The organism is Rhizobium sp. BK619 (genome assembly GCF_014195245.1).
Taxonomy (GTDB): Bacteria; Pseudomonadota; Alphaproteobacteria; order Rhizobiales; family Rhizobiaceae; genus Rhizobium; species Rhizobium acidisoli.
The window spans coordinates 58,721-85,016 of record NZ_JACIBH010000004.1 but is presented as its reverse complement, the minus strand read 5'-3'; the positions used below and the strand labels follow the sequence as shown (position 1 = coordinate 85,016).

The 26,296-nt window shown below is 61.4% G+C and carries 22 protein-coding genes; 16 read left to right on the top strand and 6 right to left on the bottom strand.

All coding sequences use genetic code 11. The features are described from left to right. Window positions 1-4: 4 nt before the first annotated feature. From FHX14_RS08460 to FHX14_RS08410, 11 genes are all read left to right on the top strand, one after another. Window positions 5-1,090: an ABC transporter permease gene (locus FHX14_RS08460; protein ID WP_184376855.1), complete on the top strand. Its 1,086-nt coding sequence runs from the start codon at window positions 5-7 to the stop codon at window positions 1,088-1,090. Next, entirely contained in the window at window positions 1,087-2,007 is a 921-nt protein-coding gene (locus FHX14_RS08455; RefSeq protein ID WP_003586514.1) for an ABC transporter permease, read from the top strand. The genes FHX14_RS08460 and FHX14_RS08455 overlap by 4 nt, the downstream gene beginning before the upstream one ends. A 54-nt stretch (window positions 2,008-2,061) precedes the next feature. Then, window positions 2,062-3,138, top strand: a complete 1,077-nt coding sequence (locus FHX14_RS08450; RefSeq protein WP_003586512.1) for a BMP family ABC transporter substrate-binding protein — start codon at window positions 2,062-2,064, stop codon at window positions 3,136-3,138. A 143-nt stretch (window positions 3,139-3,281) separates the two neighbouring features. Next, window positions 3,282-4,244 carry a galactofuranose ABC transporter, galactofuranose-binding protein YtfQ gene (gene ytfQ / locus FHX14_RS08445; protein WP_003586511.1) on the top strand — a complete coding sequence of 321 codons (963 nt, stop codon included), beginning with the start codon at window positions 3,282-3,284 and terminating at the stop codon, window positions 4,242-4,244. Between the two features lie 185 nt (window positions 4,245-4,429). Further along, entirely contained in the window at window positions 4,430-5,953 is a 1,524-nt protein-coding gene (gene ytfR, locus FHX14_RS08440) for a galactofuranose ABC transporter, ATP-binding protein YtfR (RefSeq protein WP_184376854.1), read from the top strand. Then, window positions 5,950-6,963 (top strand): ABC transporter permease, encoded by a 1,014-nt coding sequence (locus FHX14_RS08435; RefSeq protein ID WP_012557649.1) that lies wholly within the window; start codon window positions 5,950-5,952, stop codon window positions 6,961-6,963. The genes ytfR and FHX14_RS08435 overlap by 4 nt, the downstream gene beginning before the upstream one ends. Beyond that, complete coding sequence (gene yjfF, locus FHX14_RS08430; RefSeq protein ID WP_012557650.1) at window positions 6,960-7,928, top strand: galactofuranose ABC transporter, permease protein YjfF; 969 nt, start codon at window positions 6,960-6,962, stop codon at window positions 7,926-7,928. The genes FHX14_RS08435 and yjfF overlap by 4 nt, the downstream gene beginning before the upstream one ends. A 15-nt stretch (window positions 7,929-7,943) precedes the next feature. Continuing rightward, window positions 7,944-8,729, top strand: coding sequence for a FadR/GntR family transcriptional regulator (locus FHX14_RS08425; protein WP_003586505.1), 786 nt, complete (start codon window positions 7,944-7,946; stop codon window positions 8,727-8,729). Window positions 8,730-8,892: 163 nt separating this feature from the next. Next, window positions 8,893-10,254, top strand: a complete 1,362-nt coding sequence (glmU, locus tag FHX14_RS08420) for a bifunctional UDP-N-acetylglucosamine diphosphorylase/glucosamine-1-phosphate N-acetyltransferase GlmU (protein ID WP_184376853.1) — start codon at window positions 8,893-8,895, stop codon at window positions 10,252-10,254. Window positions 10,255-10,397: 143 nt separating this feature from the next. Next, entirely contained in the window at window positions 10,398-12,224 is a 1,827-nt protein-coding gene (glmS, locus tag FHX14_RS08415) for a glutamine--fructose-6-phosphate transaminase (isomerizing) (protein WP_184376852.1), read from the top strand. Window positions 12,225-12,358: 134 nt separating this feature from the next. Next, the gene (locus FHX14_RS08410; RefSeq protein WP_003586501.1) at window positions 12,359-13,066 is read left to right on the top strand and encodes a DUF502 domain-containing protein; all 708 of its coding nucleotides are present in this window, start codon (window positions 12,359-12,361) and stop codon (window positions 13,064-13,066) included. Window positions 13,067-13,098: 32 nt separating this feature from the next. Here FHX14_RS08410 and recG read toward each other — a convergent pair whose 3' ends face one another. Continuing rightward, complete coding sequence (gene recG, locus FHX14_RS08405) at window positions 13,099-15,204, bottom strand: ATP-dependent DNA helicase RecG (RefSeq protein WP_184376851.1); 2,106 nt, start codon at window positions 15,202-15,204, stop codon at window positions 13,099-13,101. Between the two features lie 92 nt (window positions 15,205-15,296). On the opposite strand from recG, the gene FHX14_RS08400 reads away from it, so the two are divergent. From FHX14_RS08400 to FHX14_RS08385, 4 genes are all read left to right on the top strand, one after another. After that, the gene (locus FHX14_RS08400; protein WP_184376850.1) at window positions 15,297-15,602 is read left to right on the top strand and encodes a succinate dehydrogenase assembly factor 2; all 306 of its coding nucleotides are present in this window, start codon (window positions 15,297-15,299) and stop codon (window positions 15,600-15,602) included. Then, a complete protein-coding gene (gene mfd, locus FHX14_RS08395; RefSeq protein ID WP_054185292.1) occupies window positions 15,599-19,102 on the top strand; it encodes a transcription-repair coupling factor in 3,504 nt (1,167 codons plus the stop codon). Before FHX14_RS08400 ends, mfd begins: the two co-directional genes overlap by 4 nt. 16 nt (window positions 19,103-19,118) lie before the next feature. Further along, window positions 19,119-19,622 carry an OsmC family protein gene (locus FHX14_RS08390; RefSeq protein ID WP_184376849.1) on the top strand — a complete coding sequence of 168 codons (504 nt, stop codon included), beginning with the start codon at window positions 19,119-19,121 and terminating at the stop codon, window positions 19,620-19,622. Window positions 19,623-19,684: 62 nt separating this feature from the next. Further along, a complete protein-coding gene (locus FHX14_RS08385) occupies window positions 19,685-20,068 on the top strand; it encodes a hypothetical protein (RefSeq protein WP_184376848.1) in 384 nt (127 codons plus the stop codon). Here the strand turns inward: FHX14_RS08385 and FHX14_RS08380 are convergent. Both FHX14_RS08380 and FHX14_RS08375 read right to left on the bottom strand, forming a co-directional pair. Next, window positions 20,061-20,732 (bottom strand): DsbA family oxidoreductase, encoded by a 672-nt coding sequence (locus FHX14_RS08380; RefSeq protein ID WP_184376847.1) that lies wholly within the window; start codon window positions 20,730-20,732, stop codon window positions 20,061-20,063. The genes FHX14_RS08385 and FHX14_RS08380 overlap by 8 nt on opposite strands. 65 nt (window positions 20,733-20,797) lie before the next feature. Next, window positions 20,798-22,600, bottom strand: a complete 1,803-nt coding sequence (locus tag FHX14_RS08375) for an extracellular solute-binding protein (protein ID WP_184376846.1) — start codon at window positions 22,598-22,600, stop codon at window positions 20,798-20,800. A gap of 284 nt (window positions 22,601-22,884) precedes the next feature. On the opposite strand from FHX14_RS08375, the gene FHX14_RS08370 reads away from it, so the two are divergent. Continuing rightward, window positions 22,885-23,550: an invasion associated locus B family protein gene (locus FHX14_RS08370; RefSeq protein WP_184376845.1), complete on the top strand. Its 666-nt coding sequence runs from the start codon at window positions 22,885-22,887 to the stop codon at window positions 23,548-23,550. Window positions 23,551-23,659: 109 nt separating this feature from the next. On the opposite strand, the gene hspQ is transcribed toward FHX14_RS08370, so the two are convergent. The 3 genes from hspQ to FHX14_RS08355 form a co-directional block, all read right to left on the bottom strand. After that, on the bottom strand, window positions 23,660-23,989 hold the full coding sequence (hspQ, locus tag FHX14_RS08365; RefSeq protein ID WP_003539613.1) for a heat shock protein HspQ: 330 nt from the start codon (window positions 23,987-23,989) through the stop codon (window positions 23,660-23,662). Window positions 23,990-24,145: 156 nt separating this feature from the next. Next, complete coding sequence (glnA, locus tag FHX14_RS08360; protein WP_003559365.1) at window positions 24,146-25,555, bottom strand: type I glutamate--ammonia ligase; 1,410 nt, start codon at window positions 25,553-25,555, stop codon at window positions 24,146-24,148. A 79-nt stretch (window positions 25,556-25,634) separates the two neighbouring features. Beyond that, window positions 25,635-25,973, bottom strand: a complete 339-nt coding sequence (locus tag FHX14_RS08355; RefSeq protein WP_003539626.1) for a P-II family nitrogen regulator — start codon at window positions 25,971-25,973, stop codon at window positions 25,635-25,637. Window positions 25,974-26,296 lie beyond the last annotated feature (323 nt).

Below are 26,296 nucleotides of genomic sequence, written 5' to 3'. Positions count from 1 at the left end.
GCCCATGCGCATTGAACTCGAAAAACGCCCCGACGTCTCGAAGCTCTATACCTTCGTCTCGCCGCTGCTGGCCCTTGTGCTGACACTGGTGTTCGGCGCCATCATGTTCGCCATGCTCGGCAAGGACCCTGTGGAGGCGCTGGACGCCTTCTTCGTCGAGCCGCTGCTCGAGCTCTGGTCGCTGCACGAATTGGCGATCAAGGCGGCACCACTGATCCTGATCGCCGTCGGCCTGGCTGTCTGCTATCGCTCGAACAACTGGAATATCGGCGCCGAAGGCCAGTTCACCATCGGCGCCATCACCGGCTCCTATCTGCCCATCGTCTTTTACGACTGGCATTCGCCGCTCGTGCTGCCGCTGATGCTTATCCTCGGAGCGCTCGGCGGTGCGCTGTTCGCCGCCATTCCGGCGCTGCTGAAGGCGCATTTCAACACCAACGAAATCCTGACGTCGCTGATGCTGGTCTATATCGCCCAGCTGTTCCTCGACTGGCTGATCCGCGGCGCCTGGCGCGATCCGAAGGGCTTCAATTTTCCGGTCTCGCGCGATTTCGCCCCTGAGGCGGTGCTGCCGGCGATCTGGGAAGAGTCGGGTCGGGCCCATTGGGCCTTCATCTTTGCCATTATCGCGGCGATCGGCGTCTGGTTCATGCTGCGTTATACGCTGAAAGGCTTCGAGATCGTCGTGCTCGGCCAGTCGGAGCGGGCAGGGCGCTTTGCCGGTTTCTCCTCGAAGAAGATGATCTGGTTCAGCTTCCTCTTCTCAGGCGCCCTTGCCGGCCTTGCCGGGATAGCCGAGGTCTCCGGCTCGATCGGCCACCTGCAGCCGGCGATCTCGCCGGGCTACGGCTTCACCGCCATCATCGTCGCCTTTTTGGGACGCCTCAATCCGCTCGGCATTATTGCATCGGGCCTGGTGCTGGCATTGACCTATCTCGGCGGCGAGGCGGCACAGCTGTCGCTCGGCGTCTCCGATAAGGTCACCCGCGTCTTCCAGGGCCTGCTGCTCTTCTTCGTGCTCTCCTGCGATACGCTGATCTATTACAAAATCCGCATCGTCTGGTCGCGGCTGAGAGGTGGGGCGGCATGAGCATCTTCGAAGCCATCCTGCTGACCGTCATCACCGCCTCGACGCCGCTCGTCATCGCCGCCCTCGGTGAACTCGTCACGGAGCGTTCCGGCGTTCTCAATCTCGGCGTCGAAGGCATGATGATCATGGGCGCGGTCGCCGCTTTTGCCGGCGCGCAGATCTCGGGCTCGCCCTATGTCGGCATTGTCTGCGGCATTGCCGCAGGCGCGCTTTTCTCGCTTCTTTTCGCTTTCCTGACGCTGACGCTGGTGGCAAACCAGGTGGCGACGGGACTGGCGCTTACCCTTCTCGGCCTCGGCGTGTCGGGCATGCTCGGCGAAGCCTATGTCAGCATGCCCGGCATCCGGCTGGGAGAGATCGTCATTCCGGTCCTCTCCGACATTCCGGTCATTGGCCACGTTCTCTTCCGGCAGGATCTGATCTTCTACCTGTCGATTGCACTTGTGGTCGGTGTCAGCTGGTTCCTGTTCCGCAGCCGGGCCGGGCTGAAGCTGAGGGCGATCGGCGACAGTCACGCCTCGGCCCATGCGCTCGGCATTCAGGTTATCCGCACGCGCTATCTGGCGGTGATGTTCGGCGGCGCCTGCGCCGGGCTTGCCGGCGCCCAGCTGTCGCTCGTCTACACCCCGCAATGGGCGGAGAACATGTCGGCCGGCCGCGGCTGGATCACGCTGGCGCTGGTGGTCTTCGCCTCCTGGCGGCCGTGGCGGGTCTTTGCCGGCGGTTATCTCTTCGGCGCGGTCACCATCCTGCAGCTGCACGCGCAGGCCTTCGGTCTCGGCATTCCCTCGCAGTTCCTTTCGATGCTGCCCTATGCCGCGACTATTGTGGTTCTCATCATCATTTCTCATAATCGGCGCACGACGTTGATCAATACGCCCGCCTCGCTCGGAAAGGCCTTCGTGCCAGAGCGATAAGGCAACACGATAAAGACGGGTTTCCGCAATAACTTCAAACCAACAGGGGTTCCCATGAAGAAATACGCATTCGCTCTCGCCGCCTCGGCTGCCGCCGTGATCGGCATCTCGTCGGCCGCTCAGGCTGCCGACAAGACGAAGGTCTGCTTCGTCTATGTCGGTTCGCACACCGATGGCGGTTATTCGCAGGCGCATGATCTCGGCCGCCAGCAGGTCCAGGCCGAATTCGGCGACAAGATCGAAACGCCTTACCTCGAAAACGTGCCGGAAGGCCCGGATGCCGAGCGCGCCATCGAGCGTCTTGCCCGCTCCGGCTGCAAGCTGATCTTCACGACGTCCTTCGGTTTCATGGATGCGACGGTCAAGGTTGCCGCCAAGTTCCCGAAGGTCAAGTTCGAGCACGGCACCGGCTACAAATCCGGCCCCAACCTCGCTACCTACAATTCGCGCTTCTATGAAGGCCGCTACATCCTCGGCCAGATCGCCGCCAAGACCTCGAAGAATCACGGTGCGGCCTACATCGCCTCCTTCCCGATCCCGGAAGTGGTGATGGGCATCAACTCCTTCGAGCAGGGCGCCAAGTCGGTCGATCCGAGCTTCAAGCTGAAGGTCATCTGGGTCAACACCTGGTTCGACCCGGGCAAGGAAGCCGATGCCGCCAAGGCGATGGTCGACCAGGGCGTCGACGTTCTGACCCAGCACACCGATACGACGGCGCCGATGCAGGTTGCCGAAGAGCGCGGCATCCACGCCTTCGGTCAGGCGTCCGACATGATCGCAGCAGGCCCCAAGGCGCAGCTGACGGCGATCGTCGATACCTGGGGCACCTACTACTCCAAGCGCGTTCACGCGCTTCTGGACGGCACCTGGAAGTCCGAGCAGAGCTGGGACGGCCTGAAGGACGGCATCCTGAAGATGGCGCCCTATACCAACATGCCTGACGACGTGAAGAAGATGGCCGAGGAAACCGAAGCCAAGATCAAGTCCGGCGAGGTGCATCCCTTCACCGGTCCGATCAACAAGCAGGACGGCACCCCTTGGCTGAAGGCCGGCGAGAAGGCGGATGACGGCACGCTGCTCGGCATGAATTTCTATGTCGAAGGCGTCGACGACAAGCTGCCGGCGCAATAAGCCGCCTTCAATTCGCAATTGCGAAGAGCGCCCCCTGTGGGCGCTCTTTTTTTGCTGCGCTGCATGCAAAGATTCCGATTTACAAAAGTAATACTATATGATTTTTTGACCCTGCGCCGCGAGACGCGGCTTGGGAGGAAATCATGAAATTGAAGACTGCACTTTTGAGTGCCACGATTCTTGCTGCCTGCATGTTCGGTTCGGCTTCGGCCGCCGGATTGACCGTCGGCTTCTCGCAGATCGGCTCGGAATCGGGCTGGCGCGCGGCTGAAACGACTGTAACCAAGGAACAGGCCAAGAAGCGCGGCATCGATCTGAAGTTTGCCGATGCACAGCAGAAGCAGGAAAATCAGATCAAGGCTCTGCGCTCCTTCATTGCTCAGGGCGTCGATGCCATCCTCATTGCTCCGGTCGTCGAAACCGGCTGGGACGACGTTCTGAAGGAAGCCAAGGAAGCCAAAATTCCGGTCATCCTTCTCGACCGCACCATCAAGGCTCCTGATGATCTCTACCTGACGGCTGTCACCTCGGACCTCGTCCACGAAGGCAAGGTCGCCGGTGACTTCCTGGTCAAGACCGTCGGCGACAAGAAGTGCAACGTCGTCGAGCTGCAGGGCACGACCGGCTCGTCGCCGGCCATCGCCCGCAAGAAGGGCTTCGAAGAAGCGCTCGCCGGCCACGACAACCTCAAGATCGTTCGCAGCCAGACCGGTGACTTCACCCGCACCAAGGGCAAGGAAGTCATGGAAAGCTTCCTGAAGGCCGAGAATGGCGGCAAGGATATCTGCGCTCTCTACGCCCATAATGACGATATGGCCGTCGGCGCCATCCAGGCGATCAAGGAAGCCGGCCTGAAGCCCGGCAAGGATATCCTCGTCGTCTCGATCGACGCCGTTCCGGATATCTTCAAGGCTATGTCCGAAGGCGAGTCCAATGCCACGGTCGAGCTGACGCCTAATATGGCAGGTCCGGCCTTCGATGCGCTCGACGCCTACCTGAAGGACAAGAAGGCTCCGCCGAAGTGGATCCAGACCGAATCCAAGCTCTACACGCCTGCCGACGAGCCGATGAAGGTCTACGAAGAGAAGAAGGGTCAGGGCTACTGATCTGATTTGACGCCGCTGCATAATCCCGGAATCGGGTTCGATTGAGGGGAGAATGATGCAGCATTCAAGCGCTGTAGAACCGCACCGGCCCATCATGGACCGGTGCGGAACTGCCTTGCCGCCTTGGGACGTCATGTCCGGCCGCGGCGCGGCTTTTGCCGTCAATATCAGGAAAACAGACCCTTATGATTCACGATTTCGAGAACGTTCTCGCGGCTTCCGGAATATCGAAATTCTTTCCCGGCGCAGTGGCGTTGGACAAGGTCGATTTCACGCTGCGCAAGGGCGAGGTGCACGCGCTGCTGGGCGAAAACGGTGCCGGCAAATCGACACTGATCAAATGCATCACCGGCGCCTATCATCGTGACGAGGGCAGCCTGACGCTCGACGGCCAGGAAATCAATCCGGCCAATACGCTCGCCGCCCAGAAGCTCGGCATCGGCACGGTCTACCAGGAGGTCAACCTGCTGGCCAATCTGAGCGTCGCTGAAAACCTCTTTCTTGGACGCCAGCCAAGGCGTTTCGGCATGACCGACGTGCGCGCGATGAACCGCAAGGCGCGTGAATTGCTGGCCGGCTACGGCATCGATATCGACGTTACCGCCGAGCTTGGCCGCTTCTCCGTCGCCGTCCAGCAGGTGGTGGCCATTGCCCGTGCCGTCGATCTTTCCGGCAAGGTGCTGATATTGGACGAGCCCACGGCAAGCCTCGACAATCAGGAAGTGGCGCTGCTCTTTCGCATCATCGAGGACCTGAAGAAGCGCGGTCTGGGCATCGTCTTCATCACCCATTTTCTCGAGCAGGTCTATGCGATCAGCGACCGCATCACCGTGCTGCGCAACGGCAAGCTCGTCGGCACACGCGACGTCGCCGATCTGCCGCGCCAGGGCCTGATCGCCATGATGCTCGGCCGCGAATTGGCGCATGTCGAGGAGACGGTCAGGGAACGCAGCCTTGCGGCCGGCGAGGTCCGCTATCGTTTCGCAGGCTACGGCAAGCGCGGCAAGGTCAAGCCGTTCGATCTCGATGTGCGCGCCGGCGAGGTAGTCGGCATTGCCGGGCTGCTCGGCTCGGGCCGCACCGAAACCGCCGAACTGCTCTTCGGTGTCGAACATGCCGATAGCGGCAGCGCCACGATCGACGGCCAGCCGGTCACGCTTTCGAGCCCGCGCGCCGCAATCGAAAAAGGCTTCGGCTTCTGCCCAGAGGACCGCAAGACCGACGGCATCGTCGGCGATCTGTCGATCCGGGAGAACATCGCGCTTGCGCTGCAGGCCCGCCGCGGCTGGACCCGGCCGCTGTCGCGCGCCGAGCAGAATGCGCTTGCCGATCGCTACATCAAGGCGCTCGATATCCGCACCACCGACCGCGAGAAGCCGATCCGGCTGCTTTCCGGCGGCAACCAGCAGAAGGCGATCCTCGCCCGTTGGCTGGCGACCAATCCGAAGTTTCTGATCCTCGACGAGCCGACCCGCGGCATCGATGTCGGCGCCCATGCCGAGATCATCCGGCTTATCGAACAGCTCTGCGCCGAAGGCATGTCGTTGATCGTAATTTCCTCGGAACTTGAAGAGCTTGTCGCCTATAGTTCACGCGTCATCGTCCTTCGCGACAGGCAGCATATCGCCGAGTTGACCGGGGAACGCATCACCGCCGCCGGCATCGTCGATACCATCGCTGCCGCCGAACACAAGATGGAGGATGCATGAGGTCCTCGCTGAACGCGCTGGCTTTTCGCCTGGCGCCGCAATTGATCGCGCTCGCTGTTATTCTTTTGTTGAATTTCATGACGTCGCCGCAGTTTTTTAATGTCGTTGTTCAGAACGACCGGCTCTATGGCAGCCTGATCGACGTGCTCAATCGCGGCGCGCCGGTGGCGTTGCTGGCGATCGGCATGACGTTGGTGATTGCCACCAAGGGCATCGACCTCTCCGTCGGGGCGGTTATCGCCATCTGCGGCGCCGTCGCCGCCTCGTCGATTGTCTCAGGAAATTCAGTGGCCTACACCATTGTCTTGACGCTGGCGATCGGCATTGCCTGCGGCGTCTGGAACGGTTTCCTGGTGGCGGTCCTCAATATCCAGCCGATCATCGCCACGCTGGTGCTGATGGTCGCCGGCCGCGGCATCGCCCAGCTCATCACCGAAGGCGCCATCCTCACCTTCAACGATGACGGGCTGACCTTCTTCGGCAGCGGCTCCATGGCCCTCCTGCCAATGCCTGTCGTCATCTGGCTGCTCGTCGGCCTGCTCGTCATCCTGCTTGTGCGCCGCACGGCGCTCGGCATGCTGATCGAGGCCGTCGGCATCAATCGTCGTGCCAGCACGCTCTCCGGCATTCAGACGCCGGTGCTGCTGATGGCCGTCTATATGCTGAGCGGGCTCTGCGCCTCGATCGCCGGCATCATCGTCGCCGCCGACATCAAGGGTGCCGACGCCAACAATGCCGGCCTCTGGCTGGAACTCGATGCCATCCTCGCTGTCGTCGTCGGCGGCAATTCGCTGCTCGGCGGCCGCTTCAGCATTCTCGGATCGCTGATCGGCGCGATGATCATCCAGGCTGTCAATACCGGCATCCTGTCTTCCGGCTTCCCGCCTGAATTCAACCTGATCATCAAGGCGGTCATCATTATCGTCATCCTCGTCATCCAGTCGCCGGCGGTGCAATCGCTCGCCATCTTCGCCAGCCGCCGGCAGGGCGGAAGGGAGCAGCCGAAATGAACTCCAAATACCTGCCGCTGCTGGCGACCATCGTCATCTTCGTGCTCGCCTATGCCGGCTGCACGCTGCAATATCCAAACATGCTGTCGACCCGCGTCATCGGCAATCTTCTGACGGACAACGCCTTTCTCGGCATCGCCGCCGTCGGCATGACCTTCGTCATCATCTCCGGCGGCATCGATCTGTCGATCGGATCGATCATCGCTTTCACCGGCGTCTTCCTGGCGGTGATCCTGCAGAAAACCTCGATCCATCCGCTGCTCGCCTTCGCATTGGTGCTCGTCATCACCACTGCCTTCGGCGCCGTCATGGGTGCAATCATCCATTATCTCGAAATGCCGGCCTTCATCGTCACGCTTGCCGGCATGTTCCTGGCGCGCGGCATGGCCTTCGTGCTCTCGATCGACAGCATTCCGATCGACCACGAATATTATTCGACGCTGACCAGCCTCTATTGGCGGCTGCCTGGCGGCGGCCGGCTGACGCTGATCGGCGCCATCATGCTTCTGGTCTTTGCCGTCGGCATCTTCATCGCCCAGCGGACCCGCTTCGGCACCAATGTCTATGCGCTCGGCGGCGGCCCGCAGACGGCGCGGCTGATGGGCGTGCCTGTGGGACGCACGACAATCCAGATTTATGCGCTGTCGGGCTTTCTGGCAGGCCTTTCCGGGATCGTTTTTTCGCTGTACACCTCTGCCGGATATTCTCTTGCAGCAGTCGGTGTCGAACTCGATGCCATCGCGGCGGTTGTCATTGGGGGGACACTGCTGACCGGAGGAGCGGGATTCGTGGCGGGAACCTTGATCGGTATCCTGATCCAGGGGCTCATTCAGACCTACATCACCTTCGACGGCACGCTGTCGAGCTGGTGGACCAAGATCCTGATTGGGCTTTTGCTGTTTGCATTCATCCTGATGCAGAAAGCCATCCTGTTCGTTTCCAGTCTGAACAAGAGGTACGCCTGAGGGGAGAGGGATCGCTTGCGCAACAAATTGGACGAGACCCGCAAGACGGGGCGCAGAACCCGGACGAGCCACGCACAGGTGGTCGACGAACTCGGCAAGGAAATCGTCGCCGGCACCTATCCCGTCGGCACGATCCTGCCGGGCGACACCGAACTGGCGCAGCGCTTCAAGGTGTCCCGTACCGTCTTGCGTGAGACGATGAAGACGCTTGCCGCCAAGGGCATGGTCGTCGCCAAGGCGCGGGTCGGCACGCGTGTGACCGAAAAGAACCTCTGGAACATGTTCGACAGCGAGATCATCGCCTGGCATTTCGACAATGGTGTGACGGAAGAGTTCCTGTTGCAGCTTTACGATATTCGTCTCGCCATCGAACCCTTCGCCGCAGGCCTCGTCGCCGAACGGGCGAATGCCGAGGATATCGAGACGCTGCGCGCACTGGCGCTCGAGATGGCGGCGAGCGGCCATACTGCCGACAGCCTCGCGCTCGCCGACCTTAACTTTCACCTGGCGCTCGCCGAAGCTTCCCACAATCCCTTCATGCGCACCTTGGGCAGCCTCATCGAAGCGGCCCTCGTCGGCATGTTCCGCATGAGCACGCCGCCATCCGAAAACGGCTTTGCCAATATCGCCGACACCCACATGCGCATCGTCGACGCGATCGTTTCCGGCGACAGCCTTGCTGCGCGCCGCGCCATGGAGCTCGTCATTCTGGATGGCCGCCATCATGTGCACGAGGCCTTCGTCGCCCGTGGTTCCGAGACCGTCATAGTGCCGATTTCGACCGAAATTTCACATCAGTAAAGGCATTGCCGACTGCGGCGCCATGCATCTTTTCGGGCGCGCAAAGCACGCTGCAAGGCTTTCAATCTGCGCCGAGTGCTTTCCGAAAATCGATTCCGATTTCACGAGTTATGCAGTATGAGGCAACAAAGCCGCCTCATGGCGCGGATTCGCGGAGCAGATCATGGAACGTACTTGTCTTGCCGTCATCCTTGCCGCCGGTGACAGCACGCGGATGAAATCCTCGAAATCGAAGGTGCTGCATCCGGTCGCCGGCCGGCCGATGATCGCCCATGTGGTCGAGGCGGTCGCTTCCGCCGGCATCTCCTCCGTCGCACTCGTCGTCGGCCGCGATGCCGAGGAGGTGGCAAAGGCAGCAAGCATCGCCGGCGTCGGCATTGAAGCCTGCCTGCAGAAAGAGCGCCTCGGCACCGGCCATGCGGTATTGGCGGCGCGCGAGGCGATCGCCAAGGGTTATGACGATATTCTTGTCACCTATGGCGACGTGCCGCTGCAGACCGATGGGCCGCTGAAGGCTGCTCGCCAGGGACTTGCCGATGGCAGCGATATCGTCGTCATCGGCTTCCACACCGATCGCCCGACCGGTTACGGCCGCCTGCTCGTCAAGGACGGCGAACTCATCGCCATCCGCGAGGAAAAGGACGCGACCGATGCCGAGCGCACGGTCACCTGGTGCAACAGCGGGCTGATGGCGATCAACGGCCGCAAGGCGCTCGACCTGCTCTCGCGCATCGGCAACGCCAATGCCAAGGGCGAATTCTATCTGACCGATCTCGTCGAGATCGCCCGCTCGCTCGGCGGCCGCGTCACCGCCGTCGATGCGCCTGAAATCGAGATGACCGGCTGCAACACCCGGGCCGAACTTGCCGTCATCGAGCGCTTCTGGCAGGAGCGCCGCCGCCACCAGCTGATGCTTTCAGGCGTCACCATGATCGCGCCGGAAACGGTCTTTCTGTCCTACGACACGGTCATCGGCCAGGATGCGCTGATCGAGCCGAACGTCGTTTTCGGTCCGGGCGCGGTGATCGACAGCGGCGCCGTCATTCACGCCTTCTCGCATATCGAAGGCGCCCATGTCAGCCACGGCGCGACCGTCGGACCCTTCGCGCGGCTGCGGCCGGGTGCGGATCTCGGCAATGGTTCGAAGGTCGGCAATTTCTGTGAGGTCAAGAACGGCCGGATCGGCGAGGGCGCCAAGGTCAACCATCTCACCTATATCGGCGATGCCGTCATCGGCGCCGGCAGCAATATCGGCGCGGGCACGATCACCTGCAATTATGACGGCGTCAACAAGAGCGAGACGGTGATCGGCGAAAACGCCTTCATCGGTTCCAACTCCTCGCTGGTCGCCCCGGTGACGATCGGCGACGGCGCCTATATCGCCTCCGGCAGCGTCATCACCGTCGACGTGCCGGCCGATGCGCTGGCGCTCGGCCGTGCCCGGCAGGAGATCAAGCCCGGCCGTGCATCGCTGCTGCGCGAGCGCGCGCTCGCCATCAAGGCCGCGAAGAAGGCTAAGGCCTGAGGCAGCTTTGCGTAACCGGCGGAAATTGAAAGTGACCGCCGAGGTGATTGATAACTAAGCGGGAATCGCTAGGACTAGCCTCGTTATTTGGGCGAAGAAAACAGAAGAGCATTTCTGCGGAAATGCTCGAGTGGGGATATTGCATGTGCGGAATTGTCGGGATCGTCGGAACTCAGCCTGTTGCCGGGCGCCTGGTCGATGCGCTGAAGCGTCTCGAATATCGCGGTTATGATTCTGCCGGTGTCGCCACCATCCATGAGGGGGTGATGGATCGCCGCCGCGCCGAAGGCAAGCTGTTCAATCTGGAAAAGCGCCTCGACGCCGAGCCGCTGCCCGGCACTGTCGGCATTGCCCATACGCGCTGGGCGACGCACGGTGTTCCCAATGAGACCAATGCCCATCCGCATTTCGTCGAAGGTGTCGCCGTCGTCCATAACGGCATCATCGAGAATTTCTCCGAGCTGCGCGACGAACTGACCGCGGAGGGCTCGGTCTTCGAAACCCAGACCGATACCGAGGTCGTGGCCCAGCTGATGGCGAAATACCTGCGCGAGGGCCTGGAGCCGCGCGCCGCCATGCTGCAGATGCTGAACCGGCTGACCGGCGCCTATGCGCTCGCCGTCATGCTCAAGGCCGATCCCGGCACGATCATGGCCGCCCGTTCCGGCCCGCCGCTGGCCGTCGGTTACGGCCGTGGCGAGATGTTCCTCGGTTCGGATGCAATCGCGCTTTCGCCCTTCACCAACGAGATCACCTACCTGGTCGACGGCGACTGCGCCGTCATCACCCGCGACAGCCTGGCCGTCATCGATTTCGCCGGCAAGCCGGTCAGGCGCGCCCGCCAGATCTCGCAGGCGACCGCCTATGTCGTCGACAAGGGCAACCACCGCCATTTCATGGAGAAGGAAATCTACGAGCAGCCGGAGGTGATCTCCCACGCCCTCAGCCATTACGTCGATTTTGCCGAAAACACGATCGGCGCCAACGCCGCTGCGATCGACTTCAAGGCGGCGACCGGCCTGGCGATCTCGGCTTGCGGCACCGCCTATCTCGCCGGCCTCGTCGGCAAATACTGGTTCGAGCGTTATGCCCGCCTGCCGGTCGAGATCGACGTCGCCTCCGAATTCCGCTATCGCGAAATGCCGCTGTCGCCCTCGCAGGCAGCGCTGTTCATCTCCCAGTCCGGCGAGACCGCCGACACGCTGGCATCGCTGCGCTATTGCCGCGACAACGGGCTGAAGATCGGCGCCGTCGTCAATGTCCGCGAATCGACGATCGCCCGCGAATCCGACGCCGTCTTCCCGATCATGGCCGGCCCCGAAATCGGCGTCGCCTCGACCAAGGCCTTCACCTGCCAGTTGGCCGTGCTGGCATCGCTGGCGATCGGCGCCGGCAAGGCGCGCGGCATGGTGAGCGCCGAGGAGGAGAGGGCGCTTGTGCGTCACCTCGCCGAAATGCCGCGCATCATGAGCCGGGTGCTGAACCTCATCCAGCCGCAGATGGAAAGCCTGTCGCGCGAGCTGTCGAAATGCAAGGACGTGCTTTATCTCGGCCGCGGCACCAGCTTCCCGCTCGCCATGGAAGGCGCGCTGAAGCTCAAGGAAATTTCCTATATCCACGCCGAAGGCTATGCCGCCGGCGAACTGAAGCACGGGCCGATCGCGCTGATCGACGAGAACATGCCGGTGATCGTCATCGCCCCCTTCGACCGCTTCTTCGAAAAGACCGTCTCGAACATGCAGGAGGTCGCAGCCCGCGGCGGCCGCATCATTTTCATCACCGATGAGGCCGGCGCTGCCGCCTCGAAACTGCCGACTATGGCCACGATCACCCTGCCTGTCGTCGACGAAATCATCGCGCCGATGATCTTTTCGCTGCCCATCCAGCTGCTCGCCTATCACACCGCCGTCTTCATGGGCACGGATGTCGATCAGCCGCGCAATCTGGCGAAATCCGTGACCGTGGAATAAGCCCGCAACGACCTGATCTTCGCGCCGAAACATATTGTGCGACGCCCCGAATTCTGGCAATTTTGGTCGGCGGACAAGGGGGAAGGGCCGGCGTTCCGGCCTGTCCAGGACCGAGATGGAGCTCATCAGGAAAGATGACCGACAACACCCCCAGAATGCCGGTCGCGACCCGGCTGAGGAATAATTTTCTCGCAGGCCTGATCATCTGCGCGCCGATCGCCATTACCATCTGGCTGACCTGGACCTTCATCCACTGGTCGGACAGCTGGGTCAGGCCTTATATTCCGGCGCGCTGGAACCCGGAAAGCTACCTCAATTTCGCCATTCCCGGTTTCGGCCTGCTGACCGCCGTCGTGCTGATCACCGTCGTCGGCTTCCTCGGCAAGAACCTGATCGGACAGAGCATCGTCCGTTTCGGCGAATCGATCGTTCAGCGCATGCCGCTGGTGCGCACCGTCTACAGAAGCGTGAAGCAGATTTTCGAAACGGTGCTGAAGGAACAGGCGAACTCCTTCAAGAAAGTCGGCCTCATCGAATATCCCAGTCCCGGCCTCTGGGCGCTGGTCTTCATCGCCACCGACGCCAAGGGCGAGATCGCGACGAAGTTCAACGACATGGGCCAGGATATGGTCGCCGTCTTCCTGCCGCCGACACCGGTGCCGACGGCCGGCTTCCTGGTCTTCGTCCCCCGCGAAAAGATCGTCCTGCTCGACATGAGCCCGGAAGACGCCGCCAAGTTCCTGATCTCGGGCGGCCTCGTCGCCCCCGAGCACAAGCCGCCCGAACCGAAGCAGAAGCATCTGCCGCGGCCGAAGCCGGTGGCGGTTTCCAAGGCAGATTGATGCATGTCGCCCAAAGCGCGCCGCGGCGGGCTTTATCCAGCTCTTAAGAACCGGATCGCCTCGTCGCGACGGAAGAGATAGAGCAGGGTGCGGATCGCCGTCCCTCTCTCGCCAGTCAGCTCCGGATCGCGCTCGATCAGATAGGCGGCATCCTTGCGGGCGATTTCCAGGAGGTCGGCATGCGCCTCGAGGCTGGCAATACGGAAGCCCGGCGTGCCGGACTGGCGCGTGCCGAGCAGCTCGCCTTCACCGCGCAGTTTCAAATCTTCCTCGGCGATGCGGAAGCCATCTTCGGTCTCGCGCATGATCGAAAGCCTGGCATGGCCGGTTTCGCCGAGCGGCCCCTTGTAGAGCAGGATGCAGGTCGAGGCCTCGTCACCGCGCCCGACGCGGCCGCGCAGCTGGTGCAATTGCGCCAGGCCGAAGCGTTCGGCATGTTCGATCACCATGATCGTCGCATCCGGCACGTCGACGCCGACCTCAACGACAGTGGTGGCGACGAGGAGGCGGGTCTCGCCGTTCTTGAACGCTATCATCGCCGCATCCTTCTCCGGCCCGCTCATGCGGCCGTGGATGAGGCCGATATCGGGGCCGAGCGCGGCAACAAGTGTGGCGTGCCGCTCCTCGGCCGACATCAGGTCGAGTTCTTCGGATTCTTCGACCAGCGGGCAGATCCAGTAGGCCTTCTTGCCCTCGGTAAGCGCGCTTTGCAGCCGCCCGACGATTTCGCCCGTTCGTTCCATCGGCACGGTGATCGTCTGGATCGGCTTACGGCCGGCCGGTTTTTCCGTGAGCTTGGAAACGTCCATGTCGCCGAAAGCGGCAAGCACCAGCGTGCGCGGGATCGGCGTCGCCGTCATCACCAGCATGTGCGGCGAGATGCCCTTGGCAGTCAATCTCAGGCGCTGATGCACACCGAAACGGTGCTGCTCGTCAACGACGGCCAACATCAGCTTGGCGTAAGCGACGCTGTCCTGGAACAGGGCATGCGTGCCGATGATGATCTGTGCGGCGCCCGACGCGATGCGCTCGAGGATCTCCTCCCGCTCGCGCCCCTTGGTGCGCCCGGTCAGGATCTCGATGCCAAGGCCGGCGGAGGCGGCGAATTTCGAGATCGTCGCGTGGTGCTGGCGCGCCAGGATTTCGGTCGGTGCCATCAGCACGGCCTGGCCGCCGCTTTCGATCACCGCTGCCATCGCCATCAGCGCCACCAGCGTCTTGCCGGAACCGACATCGCCCTGCAGCAGGCGCAGCATGCGCTCGGTGCCGGCCATGTCCTTCAAAACCTCGGCGATCGCCTCGTTCTGGCTCGATGTGAGCGAGAAGGGCAGGGATTTCAGGATTTTGGCGCTGACTTCGCCCGTCGCCTGCACCGGCTGGCCCGCCACCTTGCGCAGCCTCTGGCGGACCAGGCTCAGCGACAGCTGGCCGGCGAGAAATTCGTCATAGGCAAGCCGCCGCCGGGCAGGAGCCTGCGGGTCGATATCGGCCGGGTCGCGCGGCTCGTGCAGCATGTCGAAGCTGTCGCGGATTGTTGGTAGGCCCTGCTTCTGTGCCAGCGCCGTGTCGATCCATTCCGGCAGCTCGGGAAACCGCGGCAGGGCGGCTTCGATGATCTTGCGCAAGGTCTTCGGTGAAAGCCCCGCCGTTAGCGGGTAGATCGGCTCGACGAGCGGCAGGTTCTCCGCTTCATCGGCCCTGACGATATAGTCGGGATGCACCATGGAGGCGCGGCCGTTGAACCAGTCGACCTTGCCGCTGACCGTCACCTCAGCGTCGATGGGCAGCTGTTTTTCCAGCCAGGCGGCCTGGCCGCGGAAAAAGACCAGTGTGAGTTCGCCGGTCTCGTCATGCAGGAAGACGCGGTAGGGGACATTGCTCTTGCCGCGCGGCGGCACCTGGTGCCGGTCGACGCGGGCGGTGATCGTCACGATCGCACCCTGCGGCGCGCGGGCGATCCCCGGCTGGTTGCGCCGGTCGATCAGCGAAAAGGGCGCGTGGAAGATGAGATCGATGACCCGGCAATCCTCCGGTGTCTCGCGGCCGAGCAGCTTGACCAGCAGTTCGGCGATCTTCGGGCCGACGCCCGGAAGGCCCGAAATGGGAGAAAACAGAGGATCGAGAATGGCGGGGCGCATGCGGCCAAAATGCGATGAACAATGCGGCCTTGGCAAGGCTGACAAGCCGCTTTCCAGGGTCTATAGAGGCGCATCAACAGGAAGGTAATGCCATGACAGGTGTCACGCTCACGAGTGCCGGTCTCGACCCGCGCCGCCGCCGGATCCTATTCCGTTGCTGGCATCGCGGCATCCGCGAGATGGATCTGGTCTTCGGCCAGTTCGCCGAAGCCGAGATCGCGACGCTTTCGGAAACAGAGCTCGACGAGTTCGAGACGATCATGGCCGAAGAAGACAATGATCTTGTTCGCTGGATCATGGGAACATGGCCGGTGCCGGAGCGTTTCCAGACGCCGATGTTTGCCCGCCTTGCCGCCTATACCCCCGATTTCGATAAGCCCCTCAGGACGCCGGAATGATCCCTGGTTTCGATGCGAAGAAGCTTGCGGCCATTGCCGAGCCGCTGACGATCGGCAATGTGCCTGTCGGCCTCGAACCGCTGCTGCTGGCCGAGCTCGCCCGCGCGGGCGAGCCGGTCGCCTATGTCATATCAGACGGGCACCGCATGGCCGATCTCGAGCAGATGCTGGGCTTCGTCGCTCCCGATATTCCGGTTCTCACCCTGCCGGCCTGGGACTGCCTGCCCTATGACCGCGTTTCGCCGAGCGCCGATACCTCGGCCCGCCGGCTTGCCGCACTCGGCGGACTCATCGCCCATCGGAAGAAACCGCATGCGGCGATCGTGCTCGTCACCGCCAATGCCATGCTGCAGAAGGTGGCGCCGCAGGATGTCATCGAAAGCCTGAGCTTTTCGGCCCGTCCCGGCAACCAGCTGCGGATGGACGATCTTGCCGGGCGCCTGGAGCGCAACGGCTTCGACCGCGTCGCAACCGTTCGCGAAGTCGGCGAATATGCCGTGCGCGGCGGCATTCTCGACGTTTTCGTGCCGGGTTCTGAAGAGCCGGTCCGCCTCGACTTCTTCGGCGACACGCTGGAATCGATCCGCAGCTTCGATCCAGCCAGCCAGCGCACCACCGGCCAGGTGCGCTCCCTCGATCTCAATCCGATGAGCGAGGTGACGCTGACGCCGGACACGATCAGCCGCTTCCGCAAGAATTATCTCTCGGCCTTCGGCGCGACGACGCGTGATGACGCGCTCTATCTCGCCGTCTCCGAAGGTCGCCGTTATCCGGGCATGGAGCACTGGCTGCCGCTCTTTTACGAGAAGCTCGATACCATCTTCGATTATCTCAGCGGCTTCCGTATCGTCACCGACAACACGGTGCGTGAGGCGGCCGAGGAGCGTTCCAAGCTGGTTCTCGATTATTACGACGCCCGCCTGAATTCCGGTCAGCCGGCCAAGGGCCAGATGGCGCAGGGCACGCCTTACAAGCCGGTGACGCCGGGCCAGCTCTATCTCGACAGCAAGCTTTTCGCCAAAACCCTCGACGCGCTCGGTGCGATCCGCATCAGCCCCTTCAACGAAATCGAAGGCGAGGCGCGCCGCGTCGTCAATATCGAGGCCCGCCAAGGCCAGCGCTGGGCCCGCTCGAATGCCGAGGGCGGCGGCGATGCCGAGCGCATCAACATTTTCGACGTCGTCGTCAAACATATCGCCGACCGCCGCGCTGCCGGCGCGAAAGTGCTGGTCACCGCCTGGACCGAAGGCTCGCTGGAGCGCCTGCTGCAGGTGCTGAACGAACACGGCCTGGAAAAGGTCAAGCCGATCGAGGCGCTGAAGGATCTCGGTTCGCTGGCGAAGGGCGAGGCCGCCGCCGCGGTACTCAATCTCGAATCCGGTTTCGAGGCGGGCGATCTCGTCGTCATCGGCGAGCAGGATATTCTCGGCGACCGCATGGTGCGCCGCTCCAAGCGCCGCAAGCGCGCCGCCGATTTCATCGCCGAGGTCGCCGGCCTCGACGAGGGCTCGATCGTCGTCCACGCCGAACACGGCATCGGCCGCTTCATCGGGCTGAAGACCATCGAGGCCGCGGGCGCGCCGCATGCCTGCCTCGAACTGCAATATGCCGACGAGGCCAAGCTCTTCCTGCCGGTCGAAAACATCGATCTTCTCTCCCGCTACGGCGGCGAGGGCACCGAGGCGCAGCTCGACAAGCTCGGCGGCGGCGCCTGGCAGATGCGTAAGGCCAAGCTGAAGAAGCGCCTGCTCGACATGGCCGATGCGCTGATCCGCATCGCCGCCGAGCGGCTGACGCGCCACGCGCCGATGCTGACGACGCCGGACGGCCTATACGACGAATTTGCCGCACGCTTCCCCTATGATGAGACCGAGGACCAGGACAACGCCATCGATGCGGTGCGTTCCGATCTCGGCGCCGGCCGGCCGATGGACCGTCTCGTCTGCGGCGACGTCGGCTTCGGCAAGACGGAAGTGGCCTTGCGCGCCGCCTTCGTTGCCGCGATGAATGGCGTCCAGGTTGCCATCGTCGTGCCGACGACATTGCTCTCCCGCCAGCATTTCAAGACCTTTTCCGAGCGGTTCCGCGGCCTGCCGGTGCGCATCCAGCAGGCCTCACGCCTGGTTGGGGCCAAGGAGCTGGCGCTGACCAAGAAGGAAGTCGCCGAAGGCAAGACCGATATCGTCGTCGGTACGCATGCGCTGCTCGGCGCCGGCATCAAATTTGCCAATCTCGGCCTGCTCGTCATCGATGAGGAGCAGCATTTCGGCGTCAAGCACAAGGAGCGGCTGAAGGAGCTGAAGAGCGACGTGCATGTGCTGACGCTGTCGGCGACGCCGATCCCGCGCACGCTGCAGCTTGCGATGACCGGCGTGCGCGAACTGTCGCTGATTACCACGCCGCCGGTCGACCGCATGGCGGTGCGCACCTTCATCTCGCCCTTCGACAGCCTGGTCATCCGTGAGACGCTGATGCGCGAGCATTATCGCGGCGGTCAGAGCTTCTATGTCTGCCCGCGGCTTGCCGATCTTGCCGATATCAATGCCTTCCTGCAGTCCGACGTGCCGGAGCTGAAGGTCGCCGTCGCCCACGGCCAGATGCCGGCCGGCGAACTCGAAGACATCATGAACGCCTTCTATGAAGGCCGCTACGACGTGCTGTTGTCCACAACCATCGTCGAATCCGGCCTCGATGTGCCGACAGCCAACACGCTGATCGTCCACCGCGCCGATATGTTCGGCCTTGCCCAGCTCTATCAGCTGCGCGGCCGCGTCGGCCGCTCGAAGGTGCGCGCTTTCGCGCTCTTCACACTGCCTGTGAATAAGGTGCTGACGGCAACCGCCGACCGCCGGCTGAAGGTGCTGCAGTCGCTGGACACACTCGGTGCTGGCTTCCAGCTGGCCAGCCACGACCTCGATATTCGCGGCGCCGGCAACCTGCTCGGCGAGGAGCAGTCCGGCCACATCAAGGAGGTCGGCTTCGAGCTCTACCAGCAGATGCTCGAAGAGGCGGTCGCCGAGGTCAAGGGCGTCGACGAGATCCACGACACCGGCTGGTCGCCGCAGATCTCCGTCGGAACGACGGTGATGATCCCGGAGGGCTATGTGCCCGACCTGCATTTGCGCATGGCGCTTTACCGCCGTCTCGGCGAAATCACCGAACTCAAGGAGATCGACGGATTCGGCGCCGAGATGATCGACCGTTTCGGGCCGATGCCGATCGAAGTCCAGCATCTCTTGAAGATCGTCTACATCAAGTCGCTCTGCCGCACCGCCAATGTCGAAAAGCTGGATGCCGGCCCGAAGGGCGTCGTCGTGCAGTTCCGCAACAAGGAATTCCCTAATCCGGCCAACCTCGTCGGCTATATCGGCAAGCAGGGCGCGATGGCGAAGATCCGCCCCGACCACAGCCTGTTCCTGACCCGCGACCTGCCGACCCCGGAAAAACGCCTGCAGGGCGCTGCCGTGATCATGACGCAGCTGGCCGAGATGGCGAAATAAACAAAGGGAGATTGAGATGGCGACATACGGCGCGACGATCGCCTGGGAGCGAAACGGCGAGACCTTCACCGACAATCGCTACAGCCGCGCCCATCGCTGGACGTTCGACGGCGGTATCGAGCTGCGCGCCTCCTCGTCGGCCCACGTCGTTCCCCTGCCTTATTCGGCCGAGGACGCCGTCGATCCGGAGGAGGCGTTCGTCGCCTCTCTCTCCAGCTGCCACATGCTCTGGTTCCTGTCGATTGCCGCAAAACAGCGCTTCTGCGTCGACGGCTACACCGATGCCGCCGAGGGCATCATGGAGAAGAATGCCGAAGGCCGTCTCGCCATGACGGTCGTGACGCTCCGCCCGCATGTCGTCTTCTCCGGCGACAAGCAGCCCTCGCTGAGCGAACTCGAAGCCCTGCATCATCGCGCCCATGAGGAATGTTTCATCGCCAATTCGGTGAAGACCGAGGTGCGCTGCGTTCCTGTGCTGGGTGATGTCAACGCTCATCAACACTTTCACCAGCGCCGGTAACGCCAAGTAAAACTGAAGAGATATTAAACAACTGCCACAATACTCGCTTCGGGAGGTGGAATTTGTCTATTTACTCATCGAAAATTCACGAAATCTTGAACCTTCAGCACCAATTGTTTTCGGCATTCGCTCAAGACTACCCACAAGCGAACGACTTTACGCTCCTTTTAAATTTTCCTCGATCTGGAGCTATTGTCGTTGATGGTCGGCGGTGGAATTTTGTTAAACATGGTTTGGGCTTAAGATTTGTTAGGGAGCTGCCTGCTCCACACCTGGTCGTGGAGATGCATGATGAATTTGGAAATTGCGCCAAAGTCGATTGGTGGAGATTGACGCAGTTTCTGGAATCGATGGGAGTTACAATCGAATTGGCTGAGGCGGAGCAAGCCGTTCTAGAACACTACGCCATGCTCAATAGATTGGCACATGGCTGCAGCCTCAGTTGAGCCCCGATCGCGCCTCGGCCTTCGCCTTGGCGATGTCGCGCAGCGCATTCGTCAGCACATCCGGCGTCTGCGCGCCGCTGACAGCATATTGCTGATCGAAGATGAAGAACGGCACGCCGTTGACGCCCATCTCCTGTGCGGCCTTGATCTCGGCGACGATCAGATCGCGATCGGCATCGGAGGCAAGCAGCGAGGCTATGACCGAGCGGTCGAGGCCGGCCTTTTCGGCGATATCGAGCAGCACCGCATGGTCGCCGACATTGCGGCCCTCCTCGAAATTCGCCTTGAACAGCGCGGCAACGGCCTTGTCCTGCTTCTCGCGGCCTTCGATCATCGCCCAGTGAATCAGCCGATGCGCATCGAGCGTGTTCGGGCCGATCTTGATCGCCTCGAAATCGAAGGCGATCCCGACCTCGCGGCCCAAATCGGTGAGCATCTTGTGGGCCTGCGCCACGCGCTCCTCGCCGCCGAGCTTCTCTGCCAGCGCCTTCTTCTGGTCGACTCCCTCCTTGGGATAATCCGGGTTGAGCCGGTACGGCCGCCAGTTGATGTCGACGCCGATTTCGTCCTGCACCTCGGCGATGGCGAGCTCCAGCCGCGCCTTGCCGAGATAGCACCAAGGGCAGACGACATCCGAGACGACGTCGATGGTGATACGCTCCATGATGATCTTCCTTATGTCTATGAGTCTCCCAAGGGAGACATAAAGGCCGCGCGGCTCGGCTGCTTCTACTGCGCGCTTGTATCCCACCAGACCGGTAGTTGATAGCCATTGAGCGGTACGCTGTCGGGACCGCCAATGCGTTTGCTGTGAGCCACCCATTGCTGGTCGATATGATAGAGCGGCAGCACGTAATGGCCGGAAAGCAGCAGTCGATCGTAGGAGCGCACCGCCGCGGTGAAATCCTCAGCCGAGCGTGCCCTCAGCAGATGATCGATCAGCGTGTCGATATCGGGATCATTGGCGCCGGCAAAACTGTCCGTACCCTCGCGCGTGCGCGCAGCCGACGACCAGCGGCCGAGCTGTTCGTTTCCGGGCGACAGCGACGAGGTGTAAGACTTCATGATCATGTCGTAGTCGAAGCTATTCGTCCGGCTCTGATACTGCGAATCGTCGACGGTGCGGATCGAAGCGGCGATGCCGATTGTCTGCAGCGAACGCTGATAGGCAATGGCGAGTTTCTCCTGATCGGCGTTCTGCGTCATGATCTCGAAGGCGAGCTGGCGGCCGGAGGCATCCAGCATCTTGCCGCCCTGGATCGTATAGCCGCCCTGTTTCAACAGTCCAACGGCTTGCTTCAGCACATCGCGGTCGCGGCCGGAGCCGTCAGTGACCGGAAGCTTGTAGGTGCCGTCGAGAATCGCGGGTGCGATTTTGTCCTTGATCGGTCCGAGCAACGCAAGTTCGGCCGCATTGGCGGGAACGCCGAAACTGGACAACTCCGAATTCTGCCAAAAGCTCTGGGTGCGCTTATAGGCGCCGGAATAAAGGTTCTTGTTTGCCCATTCGAAATCGAACACCAACGACAGGCCTTCGCGCACCTTGGTGTCGGCAAAGATCGGCCGGCGCGTGTTGAACACGAAGCCGAGCATGCCGCTCGGCAGTTTTGGTGTGAATACGTCCTTGACGACGGCGCCTGAGGTGACCGCGGGGAAATTATAGGCATTGGCCCAGTGGCCGGGATTGCCGTCGGGATAGACGTCGACATCGCCCTTCTTGAAGGCCTCGAACAGCGTCGTGTCCTGCAGGAAATACTGGACGGTGATCTGATCGTAATTGTCGGTGCCGACCTTGGAGGGAATGTCCTTGCCCCAGTAATTGGGATCGCGCTCATAGGTGATGCTCTCGCCGGGCTTCACCGTCTTCACCTTGTAGGGACCGGATCCCACAGGCGGTGTCAGCGACGAGCGGTCGAAGGTTTCCGGATCGATCGCGTGTTTCGGCAGGACCGGGAAAAGACCGAAAATCAAAGGAGTCTCGCGGTCGGCCTTGTCGTTGAAGGTGAAGCGCACGCTGTTTTCGCCGACCTTTTCCATCTTGGCGACGACGTTGAGGCGGTTGGCGAAGGGCACGCGGCCCTTGTCGCGCATCAGCTCGAAGGTGAACATCACATCCTCGGGCGTCACCGGCTGGCCATCTGCCCATTTCGCCTTCGGATTGAGGTTGAACTGGATGAAGCTCCGGGCGTCGTCCCATTCCACCGTCTCGGCAAGAAGGCCGTAGAGCGTGAAGGGCTCGTCCCTGGAGCGCTGCATCAGCGATTCGTAGACGAGATTGCCATATTCCGGATCCCACATGCCGCGCGCCGTCGTGCGCATGCTTTTCAGGATGAACGGATTGAGGCTGTCGAAGGTGCCGACGACGCCATAGGTGATCTTGCCGCCCTTCTTCACGTCGGGATTGACGTAAGGGAAGTGTTTGTAATCGGCCGGCAAGGCCGGCTCGCCATGCATCGCGATGCCATGCAGCGGCTCGGCGGCAACAGCGCCGCACAGCAGCGAGAGGACGAGTGGGACGACGATCCGGAGCATTCGGCAATCCTTGCAACCACGAAAACGGGCATGATTCACCGCGGAGATTATCATGGGGTCGAGCGATTCCAACACGAAGCGGCGATTTCTTTGGCGTCGCGACGAAATGCTCCTCAAATTGCCAAAGAAAAGCTGGATATCTTGAACGCTGCGATGTAACAGGTGAACCCGAAGTTTCGGGGTCATGCATTTGCCTTATTTTTTTAAGAGGTGGGTGCCGAACGACCCGATGGTTGGGGCGGCAAGTCGCTGCCCCGAACGGATATCAGGAGACGGAATTCGTTATGATGTTCAAGTCTGAAAAGAAAATGCGGGCAGCGCTGTCCGTTCTGGCAGTGATGTTCGGCGCCACTTCGGCTCCGGTCGTCTCCTTCGCACAGGATGCGGCGGCGCAGGCTCCCGCCGATGCCCCGGCGCAGGCCACTGGAGCGCCGAAGCTTGGCTGGTACAAGACCTGCAGCAAGCAGGAAGACAACGACATCTGTGTTGTCCAGAACCTGATTCTCGCCAATGGCGGCCAGCTTGTCACGGCCGTCGGCCTGATCTCGGTCTCCGGCAAGATCAACCGCAAGCTCCTGCAGGTGTCGGTGCCCACCGCACGCCTGATCCCCCCGGGCGTCATCATGCAGATCGACGGCGGCAAGGGCCAGAAGCTCGACTACGCCGTCTGCCTGCCGGACAAGTGCACAGCCGAAGTCCCGCTGACCGACGCGATGATCGCCAGCCTGAAGAAGGGCAGCGACGTGATCTTCACCTCGATTAACTTCCGCCGCGCCCCGAACCCGATCAAGATTTCGCTCGAAGGCTTCACCGGCGCTTATGACGGCGAACCGGTGTCCGAATCCAAGCTCGCTGAAAGCCAGCGCAGCCTGCAGGACAGCATGCAGAAGAAGGCCGAAGAAGCCCGCAAGAAGCTGGAAGACGCCCAGAAGGCAGCCAAGGCGCAGTAATCCTGCCGCCATATTGAATAGAACCCGGCTTCGTGCCGGGTTTTTTGTGTCAAAAGAAAAGGCCTCGCTGGGAGAGGCGAGGCCTTGTTCTTTGATCGGCACCTTTAATTTAGTGGGCGAAGCTCATCTTGGGTTTGAACTGCCCTGACGGGGCCTGATCGAAAATCTGGTAGATCTGCGGGTTGCGAAGCGGCGTGCCGCTTTCGTCGTTCATCAGGTTCTGCTCGGAGACATAAGCGACATATTCGCTTTCGTCATTTTCCGCGAGCAGGTGATAGAAGGGCTGGTCTCTGCTCGGGCGCACCTCGGCCGGAATGGAATTCCACCACTCCTCCGTATTCGCGAACTCCGGATCAACGTCGAAGATGACGCCGCGAAACGGGAAAACCTTGTGCCGGACCACTTCGCCGATACTGAACTTTGCTACTCTTTCTTTCATGGTACGACTTCCTTTCATCACCAAATTTGGTGATTGGTGCCACGCAAATCAAGATTTTTGCGCAAGCGCGTCACATGAACGTCATATCCTCCTGCTGGCGTCCATGACCCTGGAGGGGAAAGCCCCGGGGACCGGGACTTTCCGTGTTCAGGCCGATCAGGCCGAATAGTACATGTCGTATTCTACCGGATGCGGCGTCATTTCGAAACGCATCACCTCAGCCATCTTCAGTTCGATGAAGGCATCGATCTGGTCGTCGTCGAAGACGCCGCCGGCCGTCAGGAACTTGCGGTCCTTGTCGAGGCTTTCAAGGGCTTCGCGCAACGAGCCGCAGACGGTCGGGATCTTCTTCAATTCCTTCGGCGGCAGGTCGTAGAGATCCTTGTCCATGGCCTTGCCGGGATGGATCTTGTTCTTGATGCCGTCGAGGCCGGCCATCAGCATGGCGGCGAAGGCGAGATAGGGATTGGCGGTCGGATCCGGGAAACGGACTTCGACGCGCTTTGCCTTCGGATTGGTGCCGAACGGAATGCGGCAGGAGGCCGAGCGGTTGCGGGCGGAGTAAGCCAGCAGAACCGGTGCCTCATAGCCCGGGACGAGACGCTTGTAGGAGTTCGTCGACGGATTTGTGAAGGCGTTGATCGCCTTGGCATGCTTGATGATGCCGCCGATGTAGTAGAGGCAGCTCTCGGAGAGACCGGCATATTCGTCGCCGGCGAAGGTCGGCTTGCCGCCCTTCCAGATCGACTGGTGCACGTGCATGCCCGAGCCGTTGTCGCCGAAGATCGGCTTCGGCATGAAGGTCGCGGTCTTGCCGTACGCATTGGCCACCTGATGCACGACGTATTTGTAGATCTGCATCTTGTCGGCGTTGCGCACCAGCGTATCGAACTTGATACCGAGTTCGTGCTGGGCGGCGGCGACTTCATGGTGATGCTTTTCGACGACGACGCCCATTTCGGAGAGAACCGTCAGCATTTCCGAACGCATGTCCTGGGCGCTGTCGACCGGCGGAACCGGGAAATAGCCGCCCTTGACACGCGGGCGATGGCCGAGGTTGCCGGTTTCGTAATCGGTGTCGTCATTCGACGGCAGTTCGGTCGAATCGAGCTTGAAGCCGGTATTGTAGGGATCAGCCTTGTACTTGACGTCGTCGAAGACGAAGAATTCGGCTTCCGGGCCGACGAAAATCGTGTCGCCGATGCCCGATGCCTTGAGATAGGCTTCGGCCTTCTTGGCGGTGCCGCGCGGATCGCGGTTATAAGCTTCGCCGGAAACCGGATCGAGAATATCGCAGACGATGACCATAGTCGACTGAGCGAAGAACGGGTCCATATGCACCGTCTCGGTATCGGGCATCAGCACCATGTCGGACTCGTTGATGGCCTTCCAGCCGCCGATCGAGGAGCCGTCGAACATCACGCCGTCAGCAAACATGTCTTCGTCGACGCAGACAACGTCCATCGTCACATGCTGCAGCTTGCCCTTCGGGTCGGTGAAGCGCAGATCGACGAACTTTACGTCGTTCTCCTTGATCTGCTTCAGAATTTCGCTTGCGGTCGCCATTAAATACCTTCCTCCGATTTACGATGACAATACATAGCTGCGCTGACCGTATCGAACTTTGCGCGCTTGGCAAAGTGGGTCAGATGGCGTCGATGCCGGTCTCGCCGGTACGGATACGGATAACCTCTTCGACGTTGGAGACGAAGATTTTTCCGTCGCCGATACGGCCGGTCTGCGCCGCTTTGCGGATCGCGTCGATGACGGCTTCGGCATTTTCGTCGGCCAGCACGACTTCGACTTTGACCTTCGGCAGGAAGTCGACGACGTATTCGGCACCGCGGTAAAGTTCCGTGTGACCCTTCTGACGGCCGAAACCCTTGGCCTCAGTGACCGTGATCCCCTGCAGGCCGACTTCCTGAAGAGCTTCCTTCACTTCGTCCAGCTTGAAAGGCTTAATGATCGCTTCGATCTTTTTCATGAGAAAATGTCTCTCCGCTTCTCCCGTTATGGCAGGAATTTTCCCGCTCGCCGGATATGATGCAGATATCGTGCCAGTTTGAAATCCGTCTTCTTAAAAAAATCTTCGGATTTTGCCGAAACCGCCGCATTTGCGGAGATTCTGATGTCGATTTGGTGACAAAACAGTCGCGAAACTCCGCCCTTCGATCAAAATCATATCGAAAATCCGAAAAAACCCATGTTTAAGGAGTCGCGCAACCACGTCTGAGTAAGATGAAAATATAGGCAAATGCACAAAATTGGTTCTTTTCTTTATGATTTCAGGCGGTTGTTTTTTAGGCG

Coding starts and splice junctions, on each gene's coding strand:
- FHX14_RS08460 (WP_184376855.1), top strand. CDS start 5: ATGCGCATTGAACTCGAAAAACGCCCCGACGTCTCGAAGCTCTATACC.
- FHX14_RS08455 (WP_003586514.1), top strand. CDS start 1,087: ATGAGCATCTTCGAAGCCATCCTGCTGACCGTCATCACCGCCTCGACG.
- FHX14_RS08450 (WP_003586512.1), top strand. CDS start 2,062: ATGAAGAAATACGCATTCGCTCTCGCCGCCTCGGCTGCCGCCGTGATC.
- ytfQ (WP_003586511.1), top strand. CDS start 3,282: ATGAAATTGAAGACTGCACTTTTGAGTGCCACGATTCTTGCTGCCTGC.
- ytfR (WP_184376854.1), top strand. CDS start 4,430: ATGATTCACGATTTCGAGAACGTTCTCGCGGCTTCCGGAATATCGAAA.
- FHX14_RS08435 (WP_012557649.1), top strand. CDS start 5,950: ATGAGGTCCTCGCTGAACGCGCTGGCTTTTCGCCTGGCGCCGCAATTG.
- yjfF (WP_012557650.1), top strand. CDS start 6,960: ATGAACTCCAAATACCTGCCGCTGCTGGCGACCATCGTCATCTTCGTG.
- glmU (WP_184376853.1), top strand. CDS start 8,893: ATGGAACGTACTTGTCTTGCCGTCATCCTTGCCGCCGGTGACAGCACG.
- glmS (WP_184376852.1), top strand. CDS start 10,398: ATGTGCGGAATTGTCGGGATCGTCGGAACTCAGCCTGTTGCCGGGCGC.
- FHX14_RS08410 (WP_003586501.1), top strand. CDS start 12,359: ATGACCGACAACACCCCCAGAATGCCGGTCGCGACCCGGCTGAGGAAT.
- recG (WP_184376851.1), bottom strand. CDS start 15,204: ATGCGCCCCGCCATTCTCGATCCTCTGTTTTCTCCCATTTCGGGCCTT.
- FHX14_RS08400 (WP_184376850.1), top strand. CDS start 15,297: ATGACAGGTGTCACGCTCACGAGTGCCGGTCTCGACCCGCGCCGCCGC.
- mfd (WP_054185292.1), top strand. CDS start 15,599: ATGATCCCTGGTTTCGATGCGAAGAAGCTTGCGGCCATTGCCGAGCCG.
- FHX14_RS08390 (WP_184376849.1), top strand. CDS start 19,119: ATGGCGACATACGGCGCGACGATCGCCTGGGAGCGAAACGGCGAGACC.
- FHX14_RS08380 (WP_184376847.1), bottom strand. CDS start 20,732: ATGGAGCGTATCACCATCGACGTCGTCTCGGATGTCGTCTGCCCTTGG.
- FHX14_RS08375 (WP_184376846.1), bottom strand. CDS start 22,600: ATGCTCCGGATCGTCGTCCCACTCGTCCTCTCGCTGCTGTGCGGCGCT.
- FHX14_RS08370 (WP_184376845.1), top strand. CDS start 22,885: ATGATGTTCAAGTCTGAAAAGAAAATGCGGGCAGCGCTGTCCGTTCTG.
- hspQ (WP_003539613.1), bottom strand. CDS start 23,989: ATGAAAGAAAGAGTAGCAAAGTTCAGTATCGGCGAAGTGGTCCGGCAC.
- glnA (WP_003559365.1), bottom strand. CDS start 25,555: ATGGCGACCGCAAGCGAAATTCTGAAGCAGATCAAGGAGAACGACGTA.
- FHX14_RS08355 (WP_003539626.1), bottom strand. CDS start 25,973: ATGAAAAAGATCGAAGCGATCATTAAGCCTTTCAAGCTGGACGAAGTG.